Source organism: Streptomyces sp. B8-7 (genome assembly GCF_058833805.1).
In genome coordinates this window covers 336,475-355,936 of sequence record NZ_JBYRRL010000005.1, presented here as the reverse complement: position 1 = coordinate 355,936, position 19,462 = coordinate 336,475, and the positions used below count along the sequence as shown (strand labels likewise).

19 protein-coding genes are annotated in these 19,462 nt (G+C 74.0%); 7 read left to right on the top strand and 12 right to left on the bottom strand.

The genetic code is table 11. The annotated features are described in order from the left end of the window. Positions 1-90 precede the first annotated feature (90 nt). On the bottom strand, positions 91-675 hold the full coding sequence (locus AC5K6T_RS25785) for a suppressor of fused domain protein (RefSeq protein ID WP_493212664.1): 585 nt from the start codon (positions 673-675) through the stop codon (positions 91-93). 477 nt (positions 676-1,152) lie between these two features. Here AC5K6T_RS25785 and AC5K6T_RS25780 point away from each other — a divergent pair, with 477 nt between their 5' ends. Together AC5K6T_RS25780 and AC5K6T_RS25775 are read left to right on the top strand one after the other, a co-directional pair. Continuing rightward, on the top strand, positions 1,153-2,280 hold the full coding sequence (locus AC5K6T_RS25780) for a magnesium and cobalt transport protein CorA (RefSeq protein WP_493212662.1): 1,128 nt from the start codon (positions 1,153-1,155) through the stop codon (positions 2,278-2,280). 21 nt (positions 2,281-2,301) lie between these two features. Further along, entirely contained in the window at positions 2,302-2,814 is a 513-nt protein-coding gene (locus tag AC5K6T_RS25775) for a hypothetical protein (protein ID WP_493212661.1), read from the top strand. Positions 2,815-2,995: 181 nt separating this feature from the next. On the opposite strand, the gene AC5K6T_RS25770 is transcribed toward AC5K6T_RS25775, so the two are convergent. Then, positions 2,996-3,805 carry a hypothetical protein gene (locus AC5K6T_RS25770; RefSeq protein ID WP_493212659.1) on the bottom strand — a complete coding sequence of 270 codons (810 nt, stop codon included), beginning with the start codon at positions 3,803-3,805 and terminating at the stop codon, positions 2,996-2,998. 414 nt (positions 3,806-4,219) lie between these two features. On the opposite strand from AC5K6T_RS25770, the gene AC5K6T_RS25765 reads away from it, so the two are divergent. Further along, on the top strand, positions 4,220-5,353 hold the full coding sequence (locus tag AC5K6T_RS25765; protein WP_493212657.1) for an Mrp/NBP35 family ATP-binding protein: 1,134 nt from the start codon (positions 4,220-4,222) through the stop codon (positions 5,351-5,353). Positions 5,354-5,420: 67 nt separating this feature from the next. On the opposite strand, the gene AC5K6T_RS25760 is transcribed toward AC5K6T_RS25765, so the two are convergent. The 5 genes from AC5K6T_RS25760 to sigE form a co-directional block, all read right to left on the bottom strand. After that, positions 5,421-6,074 carry a hypothetical protein gene (locus AC5K6T_RS25760; protein WP_493212656.1) on the bottom strand — a complete coding sequence of 218 codons (654 nt, stop codon included), beginning with the start codon at positions 6,072-6,074 and terminating at the stop codon, positions 5,421-5,423. A gap of 289 nt (positions 6,075-6,363) precedes the next feature. Next, entirely contained in the window at positions 6,364-6,795 is a 432-nt protein-coding gene (locus AC5K6T_RS25755) for a sec-independent translocase (RefSeq protein WP_493212654.1), read from the bottom strand. A 195-nt stretch (positions 6,796-6,990) separates the two neighbouring features. Then, entirely contained in the window at positions 6,991-8,997 is a 2,007-nt protein-coding gene (locus AC5K6T_RS25750) for a S1C family serine protease (protein ID WP_493212652.1), read from the bottom strand. Positions 8,998-9,373: 376 nt separating this feature from the next. Next, positions 9,374-10,345, bottom strand: coding sequence for an anti-sigma factor family protein (locus tag AC5K6T_RS25745; protein WP_493212651.1), 972 nt, complete (start codon positions 10,343-10,345; stop codon positions 9,374-9,376). Then, positions 10,342-11,043, bottom strand: a complete 702-nt coding sequence (gene sigE, locus AC5K6T_RS25740) for an RNA polymerase sigma factor SigE (protein WP_493213468.1) — start codon at positions 11,041-11,043, stop codon at positions 10,342-10,344. The genes AC5K6T_RS25745 and sigE overlap by 4 nt, the downstream gene beginning before the upstream one ends. Positions 11,044-11,280: 237 nt before the next feature. Between sigE and AC5K6T_RS25735 the strand changes: the two genes are divergently transcribed. Beyond that, complete coding sequence (locus AC5K6T_RS25735) at positions 11,281-11,976, top strand: O-methyltransferase (RefSeq protein ID WP_493213466.1); 696 nt, start codon at positions 11,281-11,283, stop codon at positions 11,974-11,976. A gap of 289 nt (positions 11,977-12,265) precedes the next feature. Here AC5K6T_RS25735 and AC5K6T_RS25730 read toward each other — a convergent pair whose 3' ends face one another. Then, positions 12,266-12,433: a DUF3117 domain-containing protein gene (locus tag AC5K6T_RS25730; protein WP_003966491.1), complete on the bottom strand. Its 168-nt coding sequence runs from the start codon at positions 12,431-12,433 to the stop codon at positions 12,266-12,268. 391 nt (positions 12,434-12,824) lie between these two features. Here AC5K6T_RS25730 and chcB point away from each other — a divergent pair, with 391 nt between their 5' ends. Further along, entirely contained in the window at positions 12,825-13,628 is an 804-nt protein-coding gene (gene chcB, locus AC5K6T_RS25725) for a 2-cyclohexenylcarbonyl CoA isomerase (protein ID WP_493212649.1), read from the top strand. 137 nt (positions 13,629-13,765) lie between these two features. Here chcB and AC5K6T_RS25720 read toward each other — a convergent pair whose 3' ends face one another. Both AC5K6T_RS25720 and AC5K6T_RS25715 read right to left on the bottom strand, forming a co-directional pair. Next, positions 13,766-14,368 carry a DNA-3-methyladenine glycosylase I gene (locus AC5K6T_RS25720; RefSeq protein WP_493212647.1) on the bottom strand — a complete coding sequence of 201 codons (603 nt, stop codon included), beginning with the start codon at positions 14,366-14,368 and terminating at the stop codon, positions 13,766-13,768. Beyond that, positions 14,365-14,727 (bottom strand): DivIVA domain-containing protein, encoded by a 363-nt coding sequence (locus AC5K6T_RS25715; RefSeq protein WP_493212645.1) that lies wholly within the window; start codon positions 14,725-14,727, stop codon positions 14,365-14,367. Before AC5K6T_RS25715 ends, AC5K6T_RS25720 begins: the two co-directional genes overlap by 4 nt. A 117-nt stretch (positions 14,728-14,844) precedes the next feature. On the opposite strand from AC5K6T_RS25715, the gene folP reads away from it, so the two are divergent. Then, a complete protein-coding gene (folP, locus tag AC5K6T_RS25710) occupies positions 14,845-15,705 on the top strand; it encodes a dihydropteroate synthase (protein ID WP_493212644.1) in 861 nt (286 codons plus the stop codon). A gap of 152 nt (positions 15,706-15,857) precedes the next feature. Here the strand turns inward: folP and AC5K6T_RS25705 are convergent, their stop codons facing one another. Both AC5K6T_RS25705 and dapE read right to left on the bottom strand, forming a co-directional pair. After that, entirely contained in the window at positions 15,858-16,631 is a 774-nt protein-coding gene (locus tag AC5K6T_RS25705) for an LOG family protein (protein WP_493212642.1), read from the bottom strand. Positions 16,632-17,008: 377 nt separating this feature from the next. Next, complete coding sequence (dapE, locus tag AC5K6T_RS25700; protein WP_493212640.1) at positions 17,009-18,094, bottom strand: succinyl-diaminopimelate desuccinylase; 1,086 nt, start codon at positions 18,092-18,094, stop codon at positions 17,009-17,011. 231 nt (positions 18,095-18,325) lie between these two features. Between dapE and AC5K6T_RS25695 the strand changes: the two genes are divergently transcribed. Further along, positions 18,326-19,255 carry a VldE C-terminal domain-containing protein gene (locus AC5K6T_RS25695; protein ID WP_493212638.1) on the top strand — a complete coding sequence of 310 codons (930 nt, stop codon included), beginning with the start codon at positions 18,326-18,328 and terminating at the stop codon, positions 19,253-19,255. Positions 19,256-19,462 lie beyond the last annotated feature (207 nt).

Below are 19,462 nucleotides of genomic sequence, written 5' to 3'. Positions count from 1 at the left end.
CACCCGTCCGGAGTTGACGATCACCCCTCCTCGGGAGCGCCGGGTCCGTCGTCCGGCGCAGCCGGACCGGAGCCCCGCCGGTGAGATGGCTCACCCCAACGGCACCGCACCGCGGCCCGGGTCGCGCAGGTCGGTGCCGTGCTCCAGCCAGCGCTCCTGAAGGGCGGCCGCCCCGTGCACCCGCTTCCAGGCGGCCTCGTTCGGCGTCATCGGAAGCAGCGGCAGGAAGCGGACCGGGTCCAGCGGCTCGTCCAGCTCCAGATCCTCCACCAGGCCGCCCGGCTCGGCGACCAGGACGGACGTGAAGGGAGCACCGGGCCACAGCGGCTCCCCCACGTCCAACGAGGCACCCGGCGCCACGACCACACCCTCCACCTGCGGAGACGCCCCGAGCACGGCGAGCGGACGGAGCACCTTGCCGGTGTCGGCGCGGCCCGTCCGCACCGTCAGCACGAGTTCGGCGCGCGGCCCCCTGACGGGGTCGGCGAGCATCGCCGTGGGGTCGGCCATGGGGTGGGCGGACATGCCCAGAGTGGCGTAGCGGACGATGCCGTCCCCGGGAAAGCGCAGCACCTCGATACGGTCGGTGCCGAGGAAGGTGACCGCCGCCCGGGCGTCCGGTTCGCCCAGCGCCGTACACAACCGGGCCTCGACCAGAGGAAGCACATCAGACATGCGGCGAGCATAGAACTCGTCAGCACAAGGCAAAGCGACGCCTTGACACTTCAGTCGGCTGATACTCTTGGCCGGTCGAGGCAGCACGCAGCTGCGGCGCGGATCAGCCTCGGCGCCGATGGATCTCCCTCACGAGGGACCGGCCGGAGGAGGTGGGGCTGCGATGGACCGAAGTCGACCGTGCAGTACCACCCGCTCTTCCTGCCGCTGAAGCTGCTGAACTCCCACCGGCTCCCGAACCGGTTCCCCCGCTGTGCAGCGCTGCTCCCCTGCGTCCCCACGGAAGAGCACTTCGTTTCGTTCCGCCTGATCCGTCCGATCTGCTTGATCTGACCGGCAGCGAAGCCAGCCATCGCGACGATGCGGTGCTCCCCGCTTTGTGGACGTGCCAAACATCCTTGAGCCAGGACGTCCTCATTCCGGGCAGTTCCACCCGTCGCCGGCCGCCGTGCGCTGTCTGTAGCGAAGGAGCCCGCCATGTCGATGATCCGCGAACTGCGTGCCGTTGTGCGCCCCGCCCGTCTGGCGGCCCGGCCGTCGCCGCGCAAGGACGCCGCGGGCTACGACACCACCCGCGACCCGGGCACTCCCTCGGCCGTCGTCGACTGCGCGGTCTACCGCGACGGCACCCGCGTGGAGTTCGGCAAGCAGCTCGGCCCGCACGAGGCGATGCGCCAGGTGCGCCGCGACGGCGGATTCGTGTGGATCGGGCTGCACGAGCCCACCGAGGCCGAATTCGCCGGTATCGCGAGCGAGTTCGGACTGCACCCGCTGGCCGTCGAGGACGCCGTGCAGGCCCACCAGCGGCCCAAGCTGGAGCGCTACGACGACTCCCTGTTCACCGTGTTCAAGACCATCCACTACCTCGACCACGACGAACTCACCGCCACCAGCGAGATCGTGGAGACCGGCGAGGTCATGTGCTTCACCGGGCGGGACTTCTTCATCACCGTGCGGCACGGCGGCCAGGGCTCCCTGCGCGCCCTGCGCCACCGCCTCCAGGACGAGCCGGAACTGCTCACCAAGGGCCCCTCCGCGGTGCTCCACGCCATCGCCGACCACGTCGTCGACGGGTACATCGCGGTCGCCGACGCCGTGCAGGACGACATCGACGAGGTGGAGACGGAGGTGTTCTCGCCGGGCCGCAAGGGCAGCCCGCGCGGCACCGACGCGGGCCGCATCTACCAGCTCAAGCGCCAGGTGCTGGAGTTCAAGCGGGCCGTGTCCCCGCTGCTGCGCCCCATGCAGCTGCTGAGCGAGCGGCCGATGCGGCTGGTCGACCCCGACATCCAGAAGTACTTCCGGGACGTCGCCGACCACCTCGCCCGCGTGCAGGAGCAGGTCACGGGCTTCGACGAGCTGCTCAACTCGATCCTCCAGGCCAACCTGGCGCAGGCGTCCGTCGCGCAGAACGAGGACATGCGCAAGATCACCTCGTGGGCGGCCATCGTCGCCGTGCCGACCATGGTCTGCGGTGTGTACGGGATGAACTTCGAGCACATGCCCGAGCTGCACTGGCGGTTCGGCTACCCGATGGTCCTCGGCGTCACGGCCGTCATCTGCCTCGGCATCCACCGCACCCTCAAGCGCAACGGCTGGCTGTGACCACCCCGATAGGCTGAGCGCATGACAAGCGAGCTGCTCGACCGGGCCCTCGTCGAGGAGGCCACCAAGAAGTCCGGGCTCATCTGGGTCCGCGGTGCGTCCGCCCCGGCCCCCCGTGCCCTGTGGCACCTCTGGCACGAGGGCGCGGCCTGCGTCGTCGGGGACGGGCCGGGTGAGCAGCCGCTGCCGCAGCTCGTCGACGGTGCCACCGCCGAGGTCACCGTGCGCAGCAAGGACAAGGGCGGCCGGCTCGTCTCCTGGTCCGCCACGGTGGTGGAACTCGCCCCGGGCTCGGAGGCCTGGCAGGCCACCGTCGCCGAACTGAAGGGCAAGCGGCTGAACGCCCCCGACGGCGAGGCCATGACCGAACGCTGGGCCCGCGAGTGCCGGGTGCTGCGCCTGGAACCCACCGGGGCGACCGCGCCGCTGCCGGACGGCTCCCTCGCCGAGCCCCCGCCGCCCACCCCCGCCACGACCCGCCGCCCGGTCCCGGCGGCCCTGCCGCGCCTGCTGCTGAAGCGGCGCCGGCGCTGAACGCTCCGCCGGACGTACCGCGGCATCCGCGGGTACCGCGGCAGGACGTCGGCCGGCCGCGGCACCGTCGTGGCCGGCCGCGCGAGTCCCCCCGCCCCTCCGGGACGCCGCCGGACCGCAGCGGACCGCGCCCGGCCCGCGTGGCGGCGTCCCCGCCCGGCCCACGGCCGCCCCGCCGGTGCTACGACGTCGGCAGCTGCTGCCCGTAGTCCACGGTCTCGTCCTTCGCAGGCTGCTTCAGCGCGAAGTCCTTCCCCCAGTCGGAGAAGCGCAGGGTGCCCGCGCCGCCGCCGCGCACCAGACGCAGCGGGTACGGCTTGCCCTCCAGGGACACGTCCAGGGTGCCGCCGGAGCCCTGGTCGCCGGTGATGCGGATGGTGCGCACGCCGCCCTGCTCGTGGTGGCCGGCGGTGTCCAGCGCGCCGTGCAGCGTGAGCAGCCCGTCCATCAGGACGTCCTTGTCGGTGAACCCGCTGAACCGCTGGAAGGTCGGGTCGCTCTGCGGCACCTTCACGTACTTGCCGTCGAGCTTGCGCGCCGCCGCGCCGTCGCCGCCCTTGCCGCCCTTGCCGCCCTTGCCGCCCTTGCCGTCCTTGCCGTCCTTGCCGTCCTTGCCGTCGCCGTCGCCCGCACGGCCCCAGAACGCGGCGTCCGCCTTGAGGAACAGCTGGTCGCCGATCCGGAGCAGCCGGAAGGTCGCCCCGTCCGCGGTCAGGGAGCCGGTGCCGCCGTCCGCCTTCAGGCGCATGTCCAGTTCGTAGGTGCGACCGCTGGTGACGACCGTCCCCGACAGCCGCACCGCGTCCACCGAGCCGGCCGCCGCCCGCGTCTCGGACTGGATCTTCGCCGGGGGCAGTCTGCCCACTCCGTTCGTGCCCGCGTCCGGGTCCGAGCCGCACCCCGTCAGTCCCGTGCCCGTCACGGCCAGCGCGCACACCGCGCCGACCAGAGCGACCCTGCGGCGGATACGGCCCGGGGGAAGCGCAGTCACAGGTGCGGTGCCTTTCCGAGGTGTCCTTGAGCGACCTGTCGCAGCGTACCGGCCGGAACGGTTCCGCCCGGCCCCGGTCCTCGGACACCGCACGGGGGGGGGAGCGCGGGAAGGCCGCACGGAGGCGACGCGGAGTGAGTACCACGCCGACACGGAGTGAGCCACGGGCGGGGGACCGGACCCGGACACGGCGAGGACACGGGGTGAGCCCCGGCGGGGACGCGGTGAACGCGTCGCGGTGGGGACACGGTGAACAACGTGTCGCGGCGGGGACGCGGTGAACGCGTCGCGGCCACCCGGCCCGGCCGGCGTCCGGCGACCCGTTATTCCCGCCGGAGCACTCCCGCGGCGTGATGTAGACGACCGTGAGCGGCCCTTCACGGAGCGGGCCCAACGCGCCGTACCATCGTCCTTATGGTTACGGAAGACGCGGTGCGCGAGGCACTGGCGACAGTCAACGACCCCGAGATCAACCGGCCCATCACGGAACTCGGGATGGTCAAGTCGGTGGAGATCGGCGCCGACGGGGCGGTCGCGGTCACCGTCTACCTGACCGTCTCCGGCTGCCCCATGCGCGACACCATCACGCAGCGCGTGACGGATGCGGTCGCCGGGGTCGAGGGCGTCACCGGCGTCGACGTCACGCTCGACGTGATGAGCGACGAGCAGCGCAAGGAACTGGCGGCCGCACTGCGCGGCGGCCAGACCGAACGCGAGGTCCCCTTCGCCAAGCCGGGCTCCCTGACCCGGGTGTACGCGGTCGCGTCCGGCAAGGGCGGCGTCGGCAAGTCCTCGGTGACCGTGAACCTGGCCGCCGCGATGGCCGCCGACGGCCTGAAGGTCGGTGTCGTCGACGCCGACATCTACGGCCACTCGGTGCCGCGCATGCTGGGCGCCGAGGGCCGCCCCACCCAGGTCGAGAACATGATCATGCCGCCGGCCGCGAACGGTGTGAAGGTCATCTCGATCGGCATGTTCACCCCCGGCAACGCCCCGGTCGTCTGGCGCGGCCCCATGCTGCACCGCGCCCTGCAGCAGTTCCTCGCGGACGTCTACTGGGGCGATCTGGACGTGCTGCTCCTGGACCTGCCGCCGGGCACCGGCGACATCGCCATCTCGGTGGCCCAGCTGGTCCCGAACGCGGAGATCCTGGTCGTCACCACCCCCCAGCAGGCGGCGGCCGAGGTCGCCGAGCGGGCCGGTTCGATCGCCGTCCAGACCCACCAGAAGATCGTCGGCGTGGTCGAGAACATGTCCGGCCTGCCCTGCCCGCACTGCGACGAGATGGTCGACGTCTTCGGAACCGGCGGCGGCCAGACGGTGGCCGACGGCCTGACCCGCACCACCGGCACCAGCGTCCCCGTGCTGGGCTCCATCCCGATCGACGTCCGCCTGCGCGAGGGCGGCGACGACGGCAGGCCCGTCGTCCTGTCCGACCCGGACAGCCCGGCCGGCGCGGCCCTGCGCGCCATCGCCGGCAAGCTCGGGGGCCGCCAGCGCGGCCTGTCGGGCCTGTCGCTGGGGATCACCCCGAAGAACAAGTTCTGACGGGGGCCGTGCCGCAGCGGGAGGGGGCGCCGCCGGGCGCCCCTCCCCCACGCGTACGCCGCGTCCCTCACGCGTACGCCGCAATGTCCTTGATCATGGCGAAGCCCAGCCCGTAGGCGCTCATCCCTCTGCCGTACGCCCCGACGTGGACGCCCTGCGAGGTCGGCCCGGCGAGCACCCAGCCGAACTCCGACTCACGGTAGTGGAACGGCGTGGGCACCCCGTCCACCGGCAGCGACAGCGTGGACCAGGCGGGACCGGAGAGGTCATCGGCCAGCTCCCACGCGGTCTCGGTCTGCTGGTCCAGCCAGTCGTCCCGCAGCGCGTGGTCCATCTGGCCGGGCCAGGTGAAGGACAGCAGCCCCACTCCGGCCAGCCAGGCCGCCGAGGACACCGAGGTGGCCTCCAGCAGGCCCGTGCCGTCCGCGCTGCGCCGTGACGGGTTCGCCGCCACCGTCACCACGACCGCGAACTTCTCCCTGTCCTCGGAATCCGCCCGGACCGAGGGCTCCTCTCCGTGCCCGATCGACCCGTGCTCCACGGCCCCGTCCGCGGCCGTCCCGACCTGCATCAGCCAGCGCGGTCCCGCGAACGCCTCGTCGAGGCCGTACCAGGGGAAGGGCGCCCGCAGGTAGCCGTCGACCGTGCGCCGTGCGGAGGGGACCTGCTGTTCGCCCTCCGCGGCCGGTGCCTGCTCGACCGCCCGACTTGTCGTCTCCATGCTCCCGGACGCCTCCTCGCTCTCGTCGGACCGTCCGGCCCAGCCCGCCCCCCTTCGGGCGTACTCGTCCGGTCCGCACAACAACTCGGCAGCATATCGACACCATCGACGGCAGCCGGGAAAGCACAGACCGCGTGGGTCGCTCACGGGGGGCGCACGCCGTCACCCCGGGCGCACTCACGCCCGCAACGGCGCCCCTGCGCTGCCGCGGCCGGGCGGCCTCACGGTGCGGGGCGGGTCCGCGGTGCGGGGCGGGTCCGCGGTGCGGGGCGGCCGGACCCGCGTCCGATCAGGTGGCGTCCGCGTCGAACGGCGGGCGCTCGTCGCCCGGGCCGGGCTTCTTGGACATGTCGACGCGGCCGCCGGACGAGCCCGCGGGGCCGGACGCCGCCTCGCCGTCCCGGCCGTGCACGGCGTCCGTGACGTCGGCCATCTCCTTCTTGAAGTCGAAGCCGTTGCGGATCTCCTTCAGCCCCAGCTCGTCGCCGTCCAGCTGCTTGCGGATGAACGTCCTGGGGTTGAGGTCCTCGAACTCGAAGTCCTTGAACTCGGGGCCGAGTTCGTCACGGATGTCCCGCTTGGCGCTCTCGGAGAACTCGCGGATCTTGCGGATCGTCCGCGTCACGTCCTGGATGACCTTGGGGAGCTTGTCCGGACCGAAGACGAGCACGGCGAGGACGACGAGTGTCACCAGCTCTAGCGGTCCTATGTCATTGAACACCTGAAGCTCCTTGCGATGTCCCGGGCCAGGTCCACGGTACCCGTCCCTTCCGTCCGACCGGTACCTGCCCACTGCCCGTCCGGCGCCCGCACCGGTCCGGGCACCGCCGCCCTCCCGGACGTTCGCCCGGCGGCCCGGGCTCTCCCGGCCGGCCCGCCGGACGGCGTGGCGCGCCGCCGCGGCGGGCCGTGCGCCTCACCTCTCGTCCGAGGAGCCGAGCACGAGAGAGAGCGTGCGGCGCTCGCCGTCCCGCTCGATGACCAGCTCCAACCGGTCCCCGGGCCGGTGGGAACGGGTCTTGACGATCAGTTCCTCACCCGAGTGGACGCGCTGCCCGTCGATCTCCCTGACGACGTCACCGGCCTCCAGGCCGGCCCGGTCGCCGGGGCCGCCCGCGGTGACCGGCTCGCGGCCCCCGCTGCTTCCGGCCCCGATCCGGGCTCCGTCGCCGGTGTAGTCCATGTCGAGGGTGACGCCGATCACGGGGTGGGTGGCCCGGCCGGTGTTGATCAGTTCCTCGGCGACCCGCTTGCCCTGGTTGACGGGGATCGCGAAGCCGAGCCCGATGGACCCGGCCTGCCCGTCGCCGGAGTCCGCCCCTCTGTCGGCGGAGCGGATCGCGGAGTTGATGCCGATCACCCGGCCGTGCGCGTCGAGCAGCGGGCCGCCCGAGTTGCCGGGGTTGATGGGCGCGTCGGTCTGCAGGGCGTCGACGTAGGAGATGTCGCTGCCGTCGCCCTTCTCGCCGCCGGCGGTGATGGGGCGCTGCTTGGCGCTGATGATCCCGGAGGTGACCGTGCCGGCCAGGTCGAAGGGGGCGCCGATGGCCACGACCGGGTCGCCGACCTGGACGTTGTCGGAGTTGCCGAGCGGCGCGGGCCTCAGGCCCGTGACGCCCTTGACCTTGACGACGGCCAGGTCGTAGCCGGTGTCGCCGCCGACGAGTTCGGCCTCGGCGCTGTCCCCGCTGTGGAAGGTGACGGTGATGCGGCCGTTCTCGCCGGCGGGTTCGACGACATGGTTGTTGGTGAGGATGTGGCCGCGGTCGTCGAGCACGAAGCCGGTGCCCGTGCCCGCCTGCTCCCGGCCGCTGACGTGCAGGGTCACCACGCTGGGCAGGGCCCGTGCCGCGATCCCGGCCACACTGTCCGGGTCCCGCCCGGCGGGCTCCGCCCCGGCCTGCGGCAGTTCCACGCGGCCGAGGCCGCCGTGCCGCTCCAGATACGTCCCCACGGCGCCGCCGGTGCCTCCGGCCACCAGCGCGATCAGGACCGCGCCCAGGACCAGCGCCCTCCTCCCGCGGCGCCTGCGCTGCGCCGCGCCGGGCACCGCTTCTCCGGTCTGCTGCAGAGGGGCGGCGGCCCAGGGGTCGTAGCGCTGCCAGGGGTCGCCGCCGGTTCCGGCCGCGGCGGGCGGCATGCCGCCGCCGTGCGGCATGCCGTGGACGCCGTCGGGCCGCCTGCCGTCGGGCCCCGTGCCGTCGGGCCCCGTGCCTTCCGGCACCGGCTGCCGCGGCACGGCTGCGGACGCTGCGGGCACGGCCGCCGCCCCGCCGCCGTACGGTGCGGGCTCGGGCAGCGGGGCCCCGGGAGGCACGGGCACGGTGGGCGCGCCGGCCGGGTGCGGTGCGGGGCCCTGCGGCGGGACGGCCGGCTGCCGCCCGCCGCCGTCCGGCTCGCCTGCTTGCGGCGTCGCGGGGTCGGGCGTCCCGGCGCGGGGCCTGTCGTCGGGGAGCCCGGCCGGGGGTGGTGGTGCGCCGCCGTCCCGGACCGGCGGCACCGGTATCGCCGTGCCGTGCGGCGGAGTCGTCGCCGGGTGCTGGACGGGCGGCGCGGGCGCCCACGGGCCGGGCTCGCCGTAGGGCGGCGTGGCGTAGGGGTCGGGCTCGTGCAAGGGGCTGAGCCGCCCGGCGGGGCGCGCCGAGGGCGGCTCCTGTCCACCGGGCTGCGCGGCCGGTGCGTCGGCCTCGTGCCGCGACGCTGCGGCCCCGGGGACGGCCGGGACGGGTTGCTCGGGCCGCCGCAGAGGGAAGTCCCCGCCGCCGGAGGGCATGCCGGAGCCGGCGTCGGCGGGGCCGGACCCTGCGTCGGCGTCCGCCTGGAGGGCGGGGCCGGGCGCGGAGGCCGCCGCCCCGGGCTGACCGGGGGCGGTGCCCGTCGCGGCCGTCGCGGCCGTGGAGTCGGCGGGCGTGGTCCCGGGCACCGGGGGTGTCGCCTCTGCGGGTGTGGCCTCTGCCCGCCGCTCGGCCGGGCCTGCTGCCCCGGTCCTCCCGGTGGCCCCCGCGGGCGCCGCGGGGTCCGCCGCGCGTGCCGTGCCGGGGGCCGCACCCTCGGGTGCCGGGGCGCCCGAGGGTGCCGGGCGCTCCGGTTCGAAGTCGCCTTCCGACGTCGCGGCCGGCCGGCTCGGAGGGTCCTGTGTGGGCCTGCCCTCGTTCATGCTCTCCCCAAGCTGGCCGCGGCACGTCCTGCGCAGGCGCCGGCCGCGGGCACGTCGAACTCCGCCGCCGCGCCCGTCTGCCTGCCGCGGGCGCGGCCCACCCCGGATTCAACCAGGTTCGAGCGCGTGTGCGCAGGGAACGTCAGTGGTCCCGGGCGGTGGGGGGAGCGGTGGTCGGGTCCGCGGCCGGGGCGCTGAACAGGCCCGGTGTCTCACCGCCGGGGTTCGGGGACCAGCCGCCCAGGCCGAGCAGCGGGGTCGCCGAGAAGGGGCGTATCAGTGGGGAGACGACGGCCGCGCCGGCCATCGCGGGCATGGTGAGTGGGTGCTGCACCGGCTGCGGGCCGGCCGAGGTGAGGCCGGGCAGCAGCGGCGCGGCGGACTCCGTCGTGGCGACCGCCGCGTCACCGACGGACTGCCGGCCGCCCTGCCCCTGGGCGAGCAGCGGACCGCTCGCGCGACGGCGCTGGTTCTCCGGGGCCGAGCCGGAGCCCGTGCCGCCGGTGCGGGCCGGCGTGACGTTGGAACCGGTGCCCGAACCGCCGCGGGCCTCCGCGGTGTCGGTGGGCACACCGCTGCTCACTCCGCCGAGCGCGATCGCGGCGAGGGACACCGCGCCGGCGGCGGCGAAGGCGAAGCGGCGCCCGCGGGAGGCGGAACGGTCGGCTTCGGGACGCCCGACGTCGTGGATGCGGAAGCCTCGTCCGGCCGCCGGATCCGAGGACAGGACGGCGGCATGCGGGGCCGCGGGGACGTAGTCGAAGGTGAAGCGCCCGTCGCGCGGCACGTCGAACACCCCTGCCGGCCCGCCGCCGAGCCCGGCGAATCCTTCGCCGCCGGGCAGGGCACCGCCGTCGGCGCCGCCTCCGGGCAGTCCCTGGAGCCGGGCGAGGAAGCTCTCCGAGGGCGGGGGCGGGGCGGCCTCCGCGAAGACGTTCTTCAGCCGGCGCTGGGCGTCGACCTCGGACTTGCACTTCGGGCAGGTCGCCAGATGCGCCAGCACCCGCTCGCGGGTGTCATGACCGAGCTCACCGTCGACGAGGGCGGCGAGCCGGTCTCCCAGATGCTGCTCTGCGAGGCGCTCCTCAGCAGGTTTCGGCCATGATCCACTCACGCGGACGCGCCCCCTCCTCCCAGCGCAGGGATACGGGCGGGAAAGGAGCGGCGCTCGGCACGCGCCTCCGGTGAACGGTGGGCGAGAGCCTTGCGCAGCTGGGAGCGGCCGCGGTGGATGCGGGAGCGGACCGTGCCGAGCTTGACGCCCAGGGTCGCGGCGATCTCCTCGTACGACAGTCCTTCGATGTCGCACAGCACGACCGCGGCGCGGAACTCCGGCGCGAGGGTGTCCAGGGCCTGCTGGACGTCGGCGTCGAAGTGGGCGTCGTTGAAGACCTGCTGCGGGGAGGGCTCCCGGCTGGGCAGCCGCTCGGCCGCGTCCTCACCGAGGGCGTCGAAGCGGATGCGCTGCTTGCGTCGGACCATGTCCAGGAACAGGTTCGTCGTGATGCGGTGCAGCCAGCCCTCGAAGGTGCCCGGCGAGTACGTCGACAGCGAGCGGAAGACACGGACGAAGACCTCCTGGGTGAGGTCCTCGGCGTCGTGCTGGTTGCCGGTGAGGCGATAGGCGAGCCGGTAGACGCGGCCGCTGTGCGTGCTGACGATCTCCTCCCAGGTGGGCGGAGTCCACGCCTGCCCGTCCGCGTCGGTGGAGAAGGTCGCGGTGCGGTCGAGGCCAGCGGCGTGGCTGTGGTCAGCAGCGGTGTCGGTCACGGATTTCGGCCTGCCCGCCGACCCGAGAAAGCGCCGCAGCACTCCTCCCCGATCCACAGACGCAGCCGCACCTCCCCTGTCGGCTCTGGTGGTGTCCAGTGGAGCCCCTACCATAACCACCTCGCCCGTTAGCTCCGGATAAGCGGTTTTACTTGAATTTGATCTGGGCTGATACAGCTCATACGGCTGCGTCAGCACTTGCTCGCAGCCCCGCCCGTCGTCGTGATCCAACCGTGTCCCCCCGTGTCCGTTCACACCCCTTTCAACGCCCGGTCCCATCTGCGGGTTCCCGGAGCCAACGGATACAGTCACGCCCAGGCAACCAGGGGACGGGAGAGGGTCATCACCGGCAACCGGCAGACGAGCTGGGCGTTCGCCGACGCCTATGTCGCCGAGGACGAAGCGCTGCACTGGGCCCGTGAGCGGGCCCGGGACGCGGGGCTGCGCCCGGTGACGCCCGGCGCCGGCGCCGCGCTGCGGTTGCTCGCCGCCTCCGTGGACGCCAAGGCGGTCGCGGAGATCGGCACCGGGACCGGCGTCTCCGGCATCCACCTGCTGCACGGCATGCGCCCCGACGGCGTCCTGACGACGGTCGACACCGAGCCCGAGCACCAGCAGTTCGCCCGGGAGGCGTTCCGCGCCTCCGGTTTCGCCGCGAACCGGGCCCGCTTCATTCCGGGCGGCGCCCTGGACGTCCTGCCCCGCCTGGCCGACTCCGGCTACGACCTCGTCTTCTGTGACGGCGACCGCCTGGAGTCCCTGGAGTACCTCGCTGAATCGTTGCGCCTGCTGCGTCCGGGCGGACTGGTGATCTTCGAGGGTGTCTTCGCCGGCGGCCGCACGGTCGACTCCGGGCCCCAGCCCACCGAGGTCGTCCGGCTGCGGGAGCTGCTGCGGGCGGTGCGGGAGAGCCAGGAGCTGGTCTCGTCACTGCTGCCGGTGGGCGACGGACTGCTGTGCGCGGTCAAACGCTGAGCACGGCCGGGCGCGGTCGAACACCGAGCACGGCCGGGCGCTGAGCACGGTCGAACACCGAGCACGGCCGGGCGCTGAGCACGGCCGGGCGCTGAGCACGGCCGGGCGCTGAGCACGGCCGGGCGCTGAGCACGGCCGGGCGCTGAGCGCGGCCGGGTGCCGGCCGTCGTGCGCCGGGCGCCCTCCGTGAGGCACAGCCGGGCGCCGGGCGCCGTCCGCTCCCGGAATGCGGCCGCCCCGGCACCTGGTGCGGTCCCGGGGCGGCCGAAGGGGTAGGGTCGCTGGCGCGTCAGCCCACAACCTTCTTGAGGGCGTCGCCGAGCGCGTCGGCCTCGTCCGGGGTCAGCTCGACGACGAGTCGACCGCCGCCTTCGAGCGGAACGCGCATGACGATGCCCCGCCCCTCCTTGGTCACCTCGAGCGGGCCGTCACCCGTCCGCGGCTTCATGGCCGCCATGCTCGTTCCCCTTCCTGAAACCAGCTCATCGTCAAAGCCGACGGCCCGCGAGACGGGGCACGGGCCCCTCGGGAGGGCACGCGCGGTCCTTTGCGCAGGACACGCGACACCGGCATCGAACACATTGCTTCCCAGCCATTATCCCGCATCCCGCGACCACATGACCAACATCAGTCGGCATCGCTTGGGCAACGCGCGCGAGCAAAACCACTCAATTCGGGGATGTGCCTGCGATACTTCGCGACTGCCCGGCCATCGGACGGCCGAGAACCGCCTCAGATTCTTTGACGCAGGTCACACCACCGCCACAGACGCCGTCCGCCATGCTGTCCTTCTCGGACGAGGGCGTACCGACCGGTGCGCCCCGCCGCGACACCGGAGGGGATGCCCCATGGCCGACACCGTGCTCTACGAGGTGAGCGACGGGCTGGCGACGATCACTCTGAACCGTCCGGAGGCGATGAACGCGCTGAACGTCGAGACGAAGGTCGCGCTGCGGGACGCGGCCCGCGCGGCCGCGGACGACGTCGCCGTACGGACGATCCTGCTCACCGCGGCCGGTGAGCGGGCGTTCTGCGTGGGTCAGGACCTCAAGGAGCACATCGGGCTGCTCGCCGCGGACCGCGCCGCGGGCGGGGGGCAGACGATGAGCACGGTGCGCGAGCACTACAACCCGATCGCACGGGCGCTGGTGGAGGCGCCGAAGCCGGTGGTCGCGGCGGTGAACGGGGTCGCCGCGGGGGCAGGGTTCGGCTTCGCACTGGCCGCGGACTACCGCATCGTGTCCGACACGGCGTCCTTCAACACGTCGTTCGCCGGGGTGGCGCTCACCGCGGACTCGGGCATCTCCTGGACGCTGCCGCGGATCATCGGACCCGGCCGCGCCACGGACCTGCTGCTCTTCCCGCGGAACCTGTCCGCCCAGGAGGCGCTGGAGCTGGGTGTCGCCAACCGCGTGGTACCGGGGGCGGAGCTGCGGGAGGAGGCGGAGCGGGTGGCCCGGATGCTGGCCGAGGGGCCGACGGTGGCGTACTCCGCGCTGAAGGAGTCCGTGGCGTACGGGCTCACCCACTCCTTCGCCGAGACCCTGGAGAAGGAGGACGAGCTGCAGAGCCGGGCCGGTGCGTCCGAGGATCACGCCATCGCCGTGCAGGCGTTCGTGAACAAGGAGAAGCCGAAGTACCTCGGCCGCTGAACGCTCCGCCGAGTGGGCCGGGTGCTGTGCCGGCCGGCCCCGACCGGGCCCGGGGCACTGCCGTCGGACGACCCCGCTCACCGTGGCCGATCGCGCAGTGCCCCACGCCCCCCGGCGGGGCGCGCACGGGTTGCGGGTCACCGGGTGGCGGTCGGCCGGGGCGCCCGGGTTCTGCTGACGCAGGCTTCCAGATGGTCGTCCACCAGGCCGCAGGCCTGCATCAGGGCGTAGGCCGTGGTCGGGCCGACGAACCGCAGGCCTTGCTTCTTCAGGGCCTTCGACAAGGCCGTCGACTCCGGGGTGACGGCGGGGACGTCGGCGAGGGTGCGCGGGACGGGCCGGGACGTGGTGTCCGGGGCGTGCGACCAGATCAGCTCGTCCAGGTCGCCCGGCGCCCACCCGGCCAGCACCCGGGCGTTGGACAGCGTGGCGTCGATCTTGGCGCGGTTGCGGATGATGCCGGGGTCGGCGAGCAGCCGCTCCCGGTCCGCGTCGGTGAACTCCGCGACCTCGGCGATCGCGAAGCCGGCGAAGGCGGCGCGGAAGCCGGGGCGGCGGCGCAGGATCGTGATCCAGGACAGGCCGGACTGGAAGGCTTCCAGGCTGAGGCGCTCGTAGAGGGCGTCGTCGCCGTGGACCGGGCGGCCCCACTCCTCGTCGTGGTAGGCGATGTAGTCGTCGGTGGACAGGGCCCAGGGGCAGCGCGGGGCGCCGTCGGGGCCGGGGACCGTGCCGCTCACTGCTGCTCCCCGGCCTCGGGCTTGTCCGTCTCGTCCGTCGTGACGGGGCCCGCCGCGCGGGCGCCTGCCAGCGCCGACTCCAGGTCGGAGATGCGGGCGTCGCGTTCGGCGAGCTCGGCGCCGAGGCGGTGCAGGGCGTCGTCCACGTCGGACATCCGGTAGCCGCGGGGGGCCAGCGGGAAGCGCAGCGCGTCCACGTCGTCACGGTGCACGGGCCGGTCGTCCGGCAGCGGGTCGCGCAGCCGCTCGGCGGCCGCCTCGGGCAGGGGTCCGCCGCCCTCGCCGCCGCCGACCACGGCGAGTGTCACCGCGCCGACCACGATCGCGAGCGCGAGAACCAGGAACAAGAACATAACCATCGCTGACGTCCCCAGGATCGGCGCCGAATGTGTCAGGGTCCGATCGTGCCATGCGACGCGGACCGTTAGGGTCGCAGGCAGCCGAGGACCGGCGCGGACGAGGAGAGGTCACAGGGGATGCTCAGGCTGGGCAAGCGGGAGTTCGAGCCGCACGAGCCGGTGATCATGGCGATCGTGAACCGGACCCCCGACTCCTTCTACGACCGGGGTGCCACCTTCCGCGACGAGCCGGCCCTGGCCCGGGTCGAGCAGGCCGTGACCGAGGGGGCCGCGATCGTCGACATCGGCGGCGTCAAGGCCGGCCCCGGCGAGGAGGTCACCGCCGAGGAGGAGGCGCGGCGCACGGTCGGCTTCGTGGCGGAGGTGCGGCGGCGCTTCCCCGACGTGCTGATCAGCGTCGACACCTGGCGGCGCGAGGTCGGCGAGGCCGTCTGCGAGGCGGGCGCGGACCTGCTGAACGACGCCTGGGGCGGGGTCGATCCCGGGCTGGCGGAGGTCGCCGCGCGGTACGGCGTGGGGCTGGTGTGCACGCACGCGGGCGGCGCGCGGCCTCGGACCCGCCCGCACCGGGTGACGTACGACGACGTGATGGCGGACATCCTGCGGGTGACGGTGGGCCTGGCGGAGCGGGCCGTGTCCCTCGGAGTGCCCCGTGAGTCGGTGCTGATCGACCCCGGGCACGACTTCGGCAAGAACACCCGGCACAGCCTGGAGGCGACCCGCCGGCTGCCCGAGATGGTGGACACGGGCTGGCCGGTGCTGGTGTCGCTGTCCAACAAGGACTTCGTCGGCGAGACCCTGGACCGGCCGGTCCGGGAGCGGGTCCTGGGCACGCTGGCGACGACGGCCGTGTCGGCGTGGCTCGGCGCGCAGGTGTACCGGGTCCACGAGGTGGCCGAGACCCGGCAGGTGCTCGACATGGTTTCGGCCATCGCGGGGCGCCGGCAGCCGGCGGTGGCCCGCAGAGGGCTCGCGTAGCACCCGCCGCACGGGACCGCCGGACACGGGGTCACCGGGCCGCGCCGCCGGGCCGGGCCCGTCCGGCACGGCCCGCCGCCCGGAGCGAGGCCGCCACCCGGAGCGGGCCGCCGGAGCGCACCGGCGGCCCGCTGCCCCGGGCCGGCCGCTCGTCAGACCGGCGGCAGCCGGTCGCGGCCGGCCTCCTTCGACACCAGGGCGACCGCCTCCTCGACGTCGTCCGTGACGTGGAACAGCAGCAGGTCCTTCTCCGTGGCCTTGCCCTGCGCGATCACCGTGCCGCGCAGCCAGTCGACCAGGCCGCCCCAGTACGCGCTGCCGAACAGCACGATCGGGAAGCGGGTCACCTTCTGGGTCTGGACCAGGGTGAGCGCCTCGAAGAGCTCGTCGAGCGTGCCCAGGCCTCCGGGCAGCACCACGAAACCCTGGGCGTACTTCACGAACATCATCTTCCGGACGAAGAAGTACCGGAAGTTCAGGCCGATGTCGACGTACTGGTTGAGGCCCTGCTCGAAGGGCAGCTCGATGCCGAGGCCGACGGAGATGCCGGAGGCCTCGCAGGCCCCCTTGTTGGCGGCCTCCATCGCACCCGGCCCGCCCCCGGTGATGACCGCCCAGCCCGCCTCGACCAGGGCGCGGCCGAGCCGCACTCCCGCCTCGTAGTCCGGGGAGTCCGGCCGGGTCCGTGCCGAGCCGAACACGCTGATCGCGGGCGGCAGTTCGGCGAGCGTGCCGAAGCCCTCGATGAACTCCGACTGGATGCGCAGGACCCGCCAGGGGTCGGTGTGCACCCAGTCCGAGGGCCCGCCCGCGTCCAGCAGTCGCTGGTCGGTGGTGCTGGACGTGACCTGTCCGCGCCGCCGGAGGACCGGACCCAGGCGCTGCTCCTCCGGCCGCTGGGCGTCCTCAGGAATGCCGGTGGCCATATGCGCTCCCTCCGCTCGGGTCTTTCCGCCTCAGCGTAGATCTACGCGGGTTAAGCGCGGGGGACGTCTGCGTGTCCGCCGCGGAGCGGGCCCGCCGCACGCCCGCGCTCCCCTGGCCGCGAACCGGCCCGGGCGGCCGCCCGGGCAACGGTCCGGCAGCGCCGGAGCACGGCCCCGGGGTCACCTCCACGCGAGACGGGTGCGGCGGCACGGGGACGCACGACGACGACGCGAGACCGGCGTGAGACCGCCGCGAGACCGGCGTGAGACCGGCTTGGGAACGGCTTGGGAACGGCTTGGGAACGGCTTGAGACCGCCGCGAGGACGGTGGCCGGGTGGGCCCGGCGGGCCCGCCGGGCCCCGGCGGGACGGCACCGTCACGCGGTGAGCCAGTTCCGCAGGCGCTCCTCCCCCGCGAGGATCTTGGCCGTCTCGACGCGCTCGTCGCGCTTGTGCGCCAGGTGCGGGTTGCCGGGCCCGTAGTTGACCGCGGGGATGCCGAGCGCGCTGAACCGGGACACGTCCGTCCAGCCGTACTTGGGCTGCGGGGTGCCGCCGACGGCCTCGATGAACGCGGCGGCGGCCGGGTGCGACAGTCCGGGCAGGGCGCCGCCGCTGTGGTCGTCGACGACGAACTCCGCGACGCCGCAGCCCTCGAACACCTCGCGGACGTGTGCGACGGCCTCCTCCGGGGTGCGGTCGGGTGCGTACCGGAAGTTGACGGTGACCGTGCACGTGTCGGGGATGACGTTGCCGGCCACCCCGCCCTCGATCCCGACGGCGTTCAGGCCTTCCCGGTACTCCAGGCCGTCGATGACGGGGTTGCGCGGCTCGTACGCGGCGAGGCGCGCGAGGATCGGGGCGGCGGCGTGGACGGCGTTGGAGCCCATCCAGGCACGCGCCGAGTGGGCCCGCTCGCCCGTCGTCCTCAGCAGCATCCGCAGGGTGCCCTGGCAGCCGCCCTCGACCTGGCCGTCCGACGGCTCCAGCAGCACCGCGAAGTCACCGGCCAGCCAGTCCGGGTGGGCCTCTGCGACGTGCCTGAGGCCGTTGAGCTCGGCGGCGACCTCCTCGTTGTCGTAGAAGACGAAGGTGAGGTCGCGGTTGGGGGCCGGGACGGTGGCCGCGATCCGCAGCTGGACGGCGACGCCCGCCTTCATGTCGCAGGTGCCGCAGCCCCACAGCACGCCGTCCTCGTCCAGCCGTGAGGGCACGTTGTCCGCGATCGGGACGGTGTCGATGTGACCGGCCAGGATCACGCGCTCGGCCCGTCCCAGGCCGGTGCGGGCGACCACGTTGTTGCCGTACCGGTCGACCCTGAGGTGCGGCAGCGCGCGCAGGGCGCTCTCGACGGCGTCCGCGAGCGGCTTCTCGGTCCCGCTCTCGGAGGGGAAGTCCACCAGCTGCGCGGTCAGCCGCGCGGCGTCCAGGGTGAGGTCGAGCGGGACAGGCGGGGCAGGCACGGTAGGCGGGGTAGGCGGGGTAAGCGGGGTATCGGCCATGGCGTCGACCCTAGCGTCGGCCGCCGTCCGGCCGGTCTCGGCCCGCCCGCCGCCGGGCGCCCCCTCGCCCCTCCGCCGCCCGCCCGGCACCGGCCGGCCCGGCACCGGCCCGCCGACCGCCGTTCACCCGCTCCTCACCCGGTGTCCAGGCGGCACGCCGTGCCTCGAACGGGCTCCGCTACCTTGTACGGCGTGTCCGAGCCGTCCCTCACCCGTCCGAGGCGCCGCAGCCGCACCGGTGCGGCCTTCCTCGTGCTGCTCGCGCTCGCGGGCTATCTCGTCGTCCAGTACGTCAGCGGCGGCGGTGGCGCGCCGGCCTGCCGGGTCATCCCGGTCGGCGGGAAGGGGAAGTCCTATGCGTTCACGCCGGAGCAGGCGGTGAACGCGGCGGCGATCACGGCGGTCGGCGTCCACCGCGGGCTGCCCGAACGCGCGGTGACCATCGCGCTGGCGACGGCGCTGCAGGAGTCCGCGCTGCGCAACATCGAGCACGGCGACCGGGACTCGCTCGGTCTGTTCCAGCAGCGGCCCTCGATGGGCTGGGGCACCCCGCGGCAGATCATGGACCCGGCCTACGCGGCGAGCCGGTTCTACGAGCATCTGGAGAAGGTCCCCGGCTACACGGAACTGCCGCTCACCGAGGCGGCCCAGCGCGTGCAGCGCAGCGGCTTCCCGATGGCGTACGCCAAGCACGAACCGGACGCGGCGCTGCTGGCGGCCGCGCTCACCGGGCGTGCGGAAGCCACGCTGACCTGCGACGGACGTCCCGAGGCGGGTCGCGGCACGGGCGGCCCCGACGCCGTGCGCACGGCGCTGGTGCGGGACTTCGGGCAGGACGCGATGACGCAGACGGGCGCCGACGCGGGCACACGGGGCGCGGCGGGGCAGGACCGGGGACCGGGCCGGGCCGACGAGCGGCGGACGGTGACCGTGCCGGTCGAGGCGCGGCGGCGCGGCTGGCAGGTCGCCCACTGGGCGGTGGCCAACGCCTCGGCGCTGCGGATCGAGCGCGTGTCGTACGGCGGCCGGGAGTGGACCGCGGGCACCGCGGACAGCGTGTGGCGCCCCGCGTCGGACGGGTCGGACGGGTCGGACGCGGTCCGGATCACGACCGTTCAGTAGTGCGGCCGCTCGCCCTCAGGGGTCATGGGACCGGCCGGGGACGGCAGGGTGCGCAGGTTCTCGCGGCGGCACCCCCGTCCTCGCCGGATCCCCCGTGACGCAAGGGCCGTAAGGTTTCCGCAGCCCCCGGGCACGTACTCCCTTTGCCCGTTTTTATCCACAGCAGATAATGCGACGCATTGCGAATTCTTTACGTTATCGCGCCGC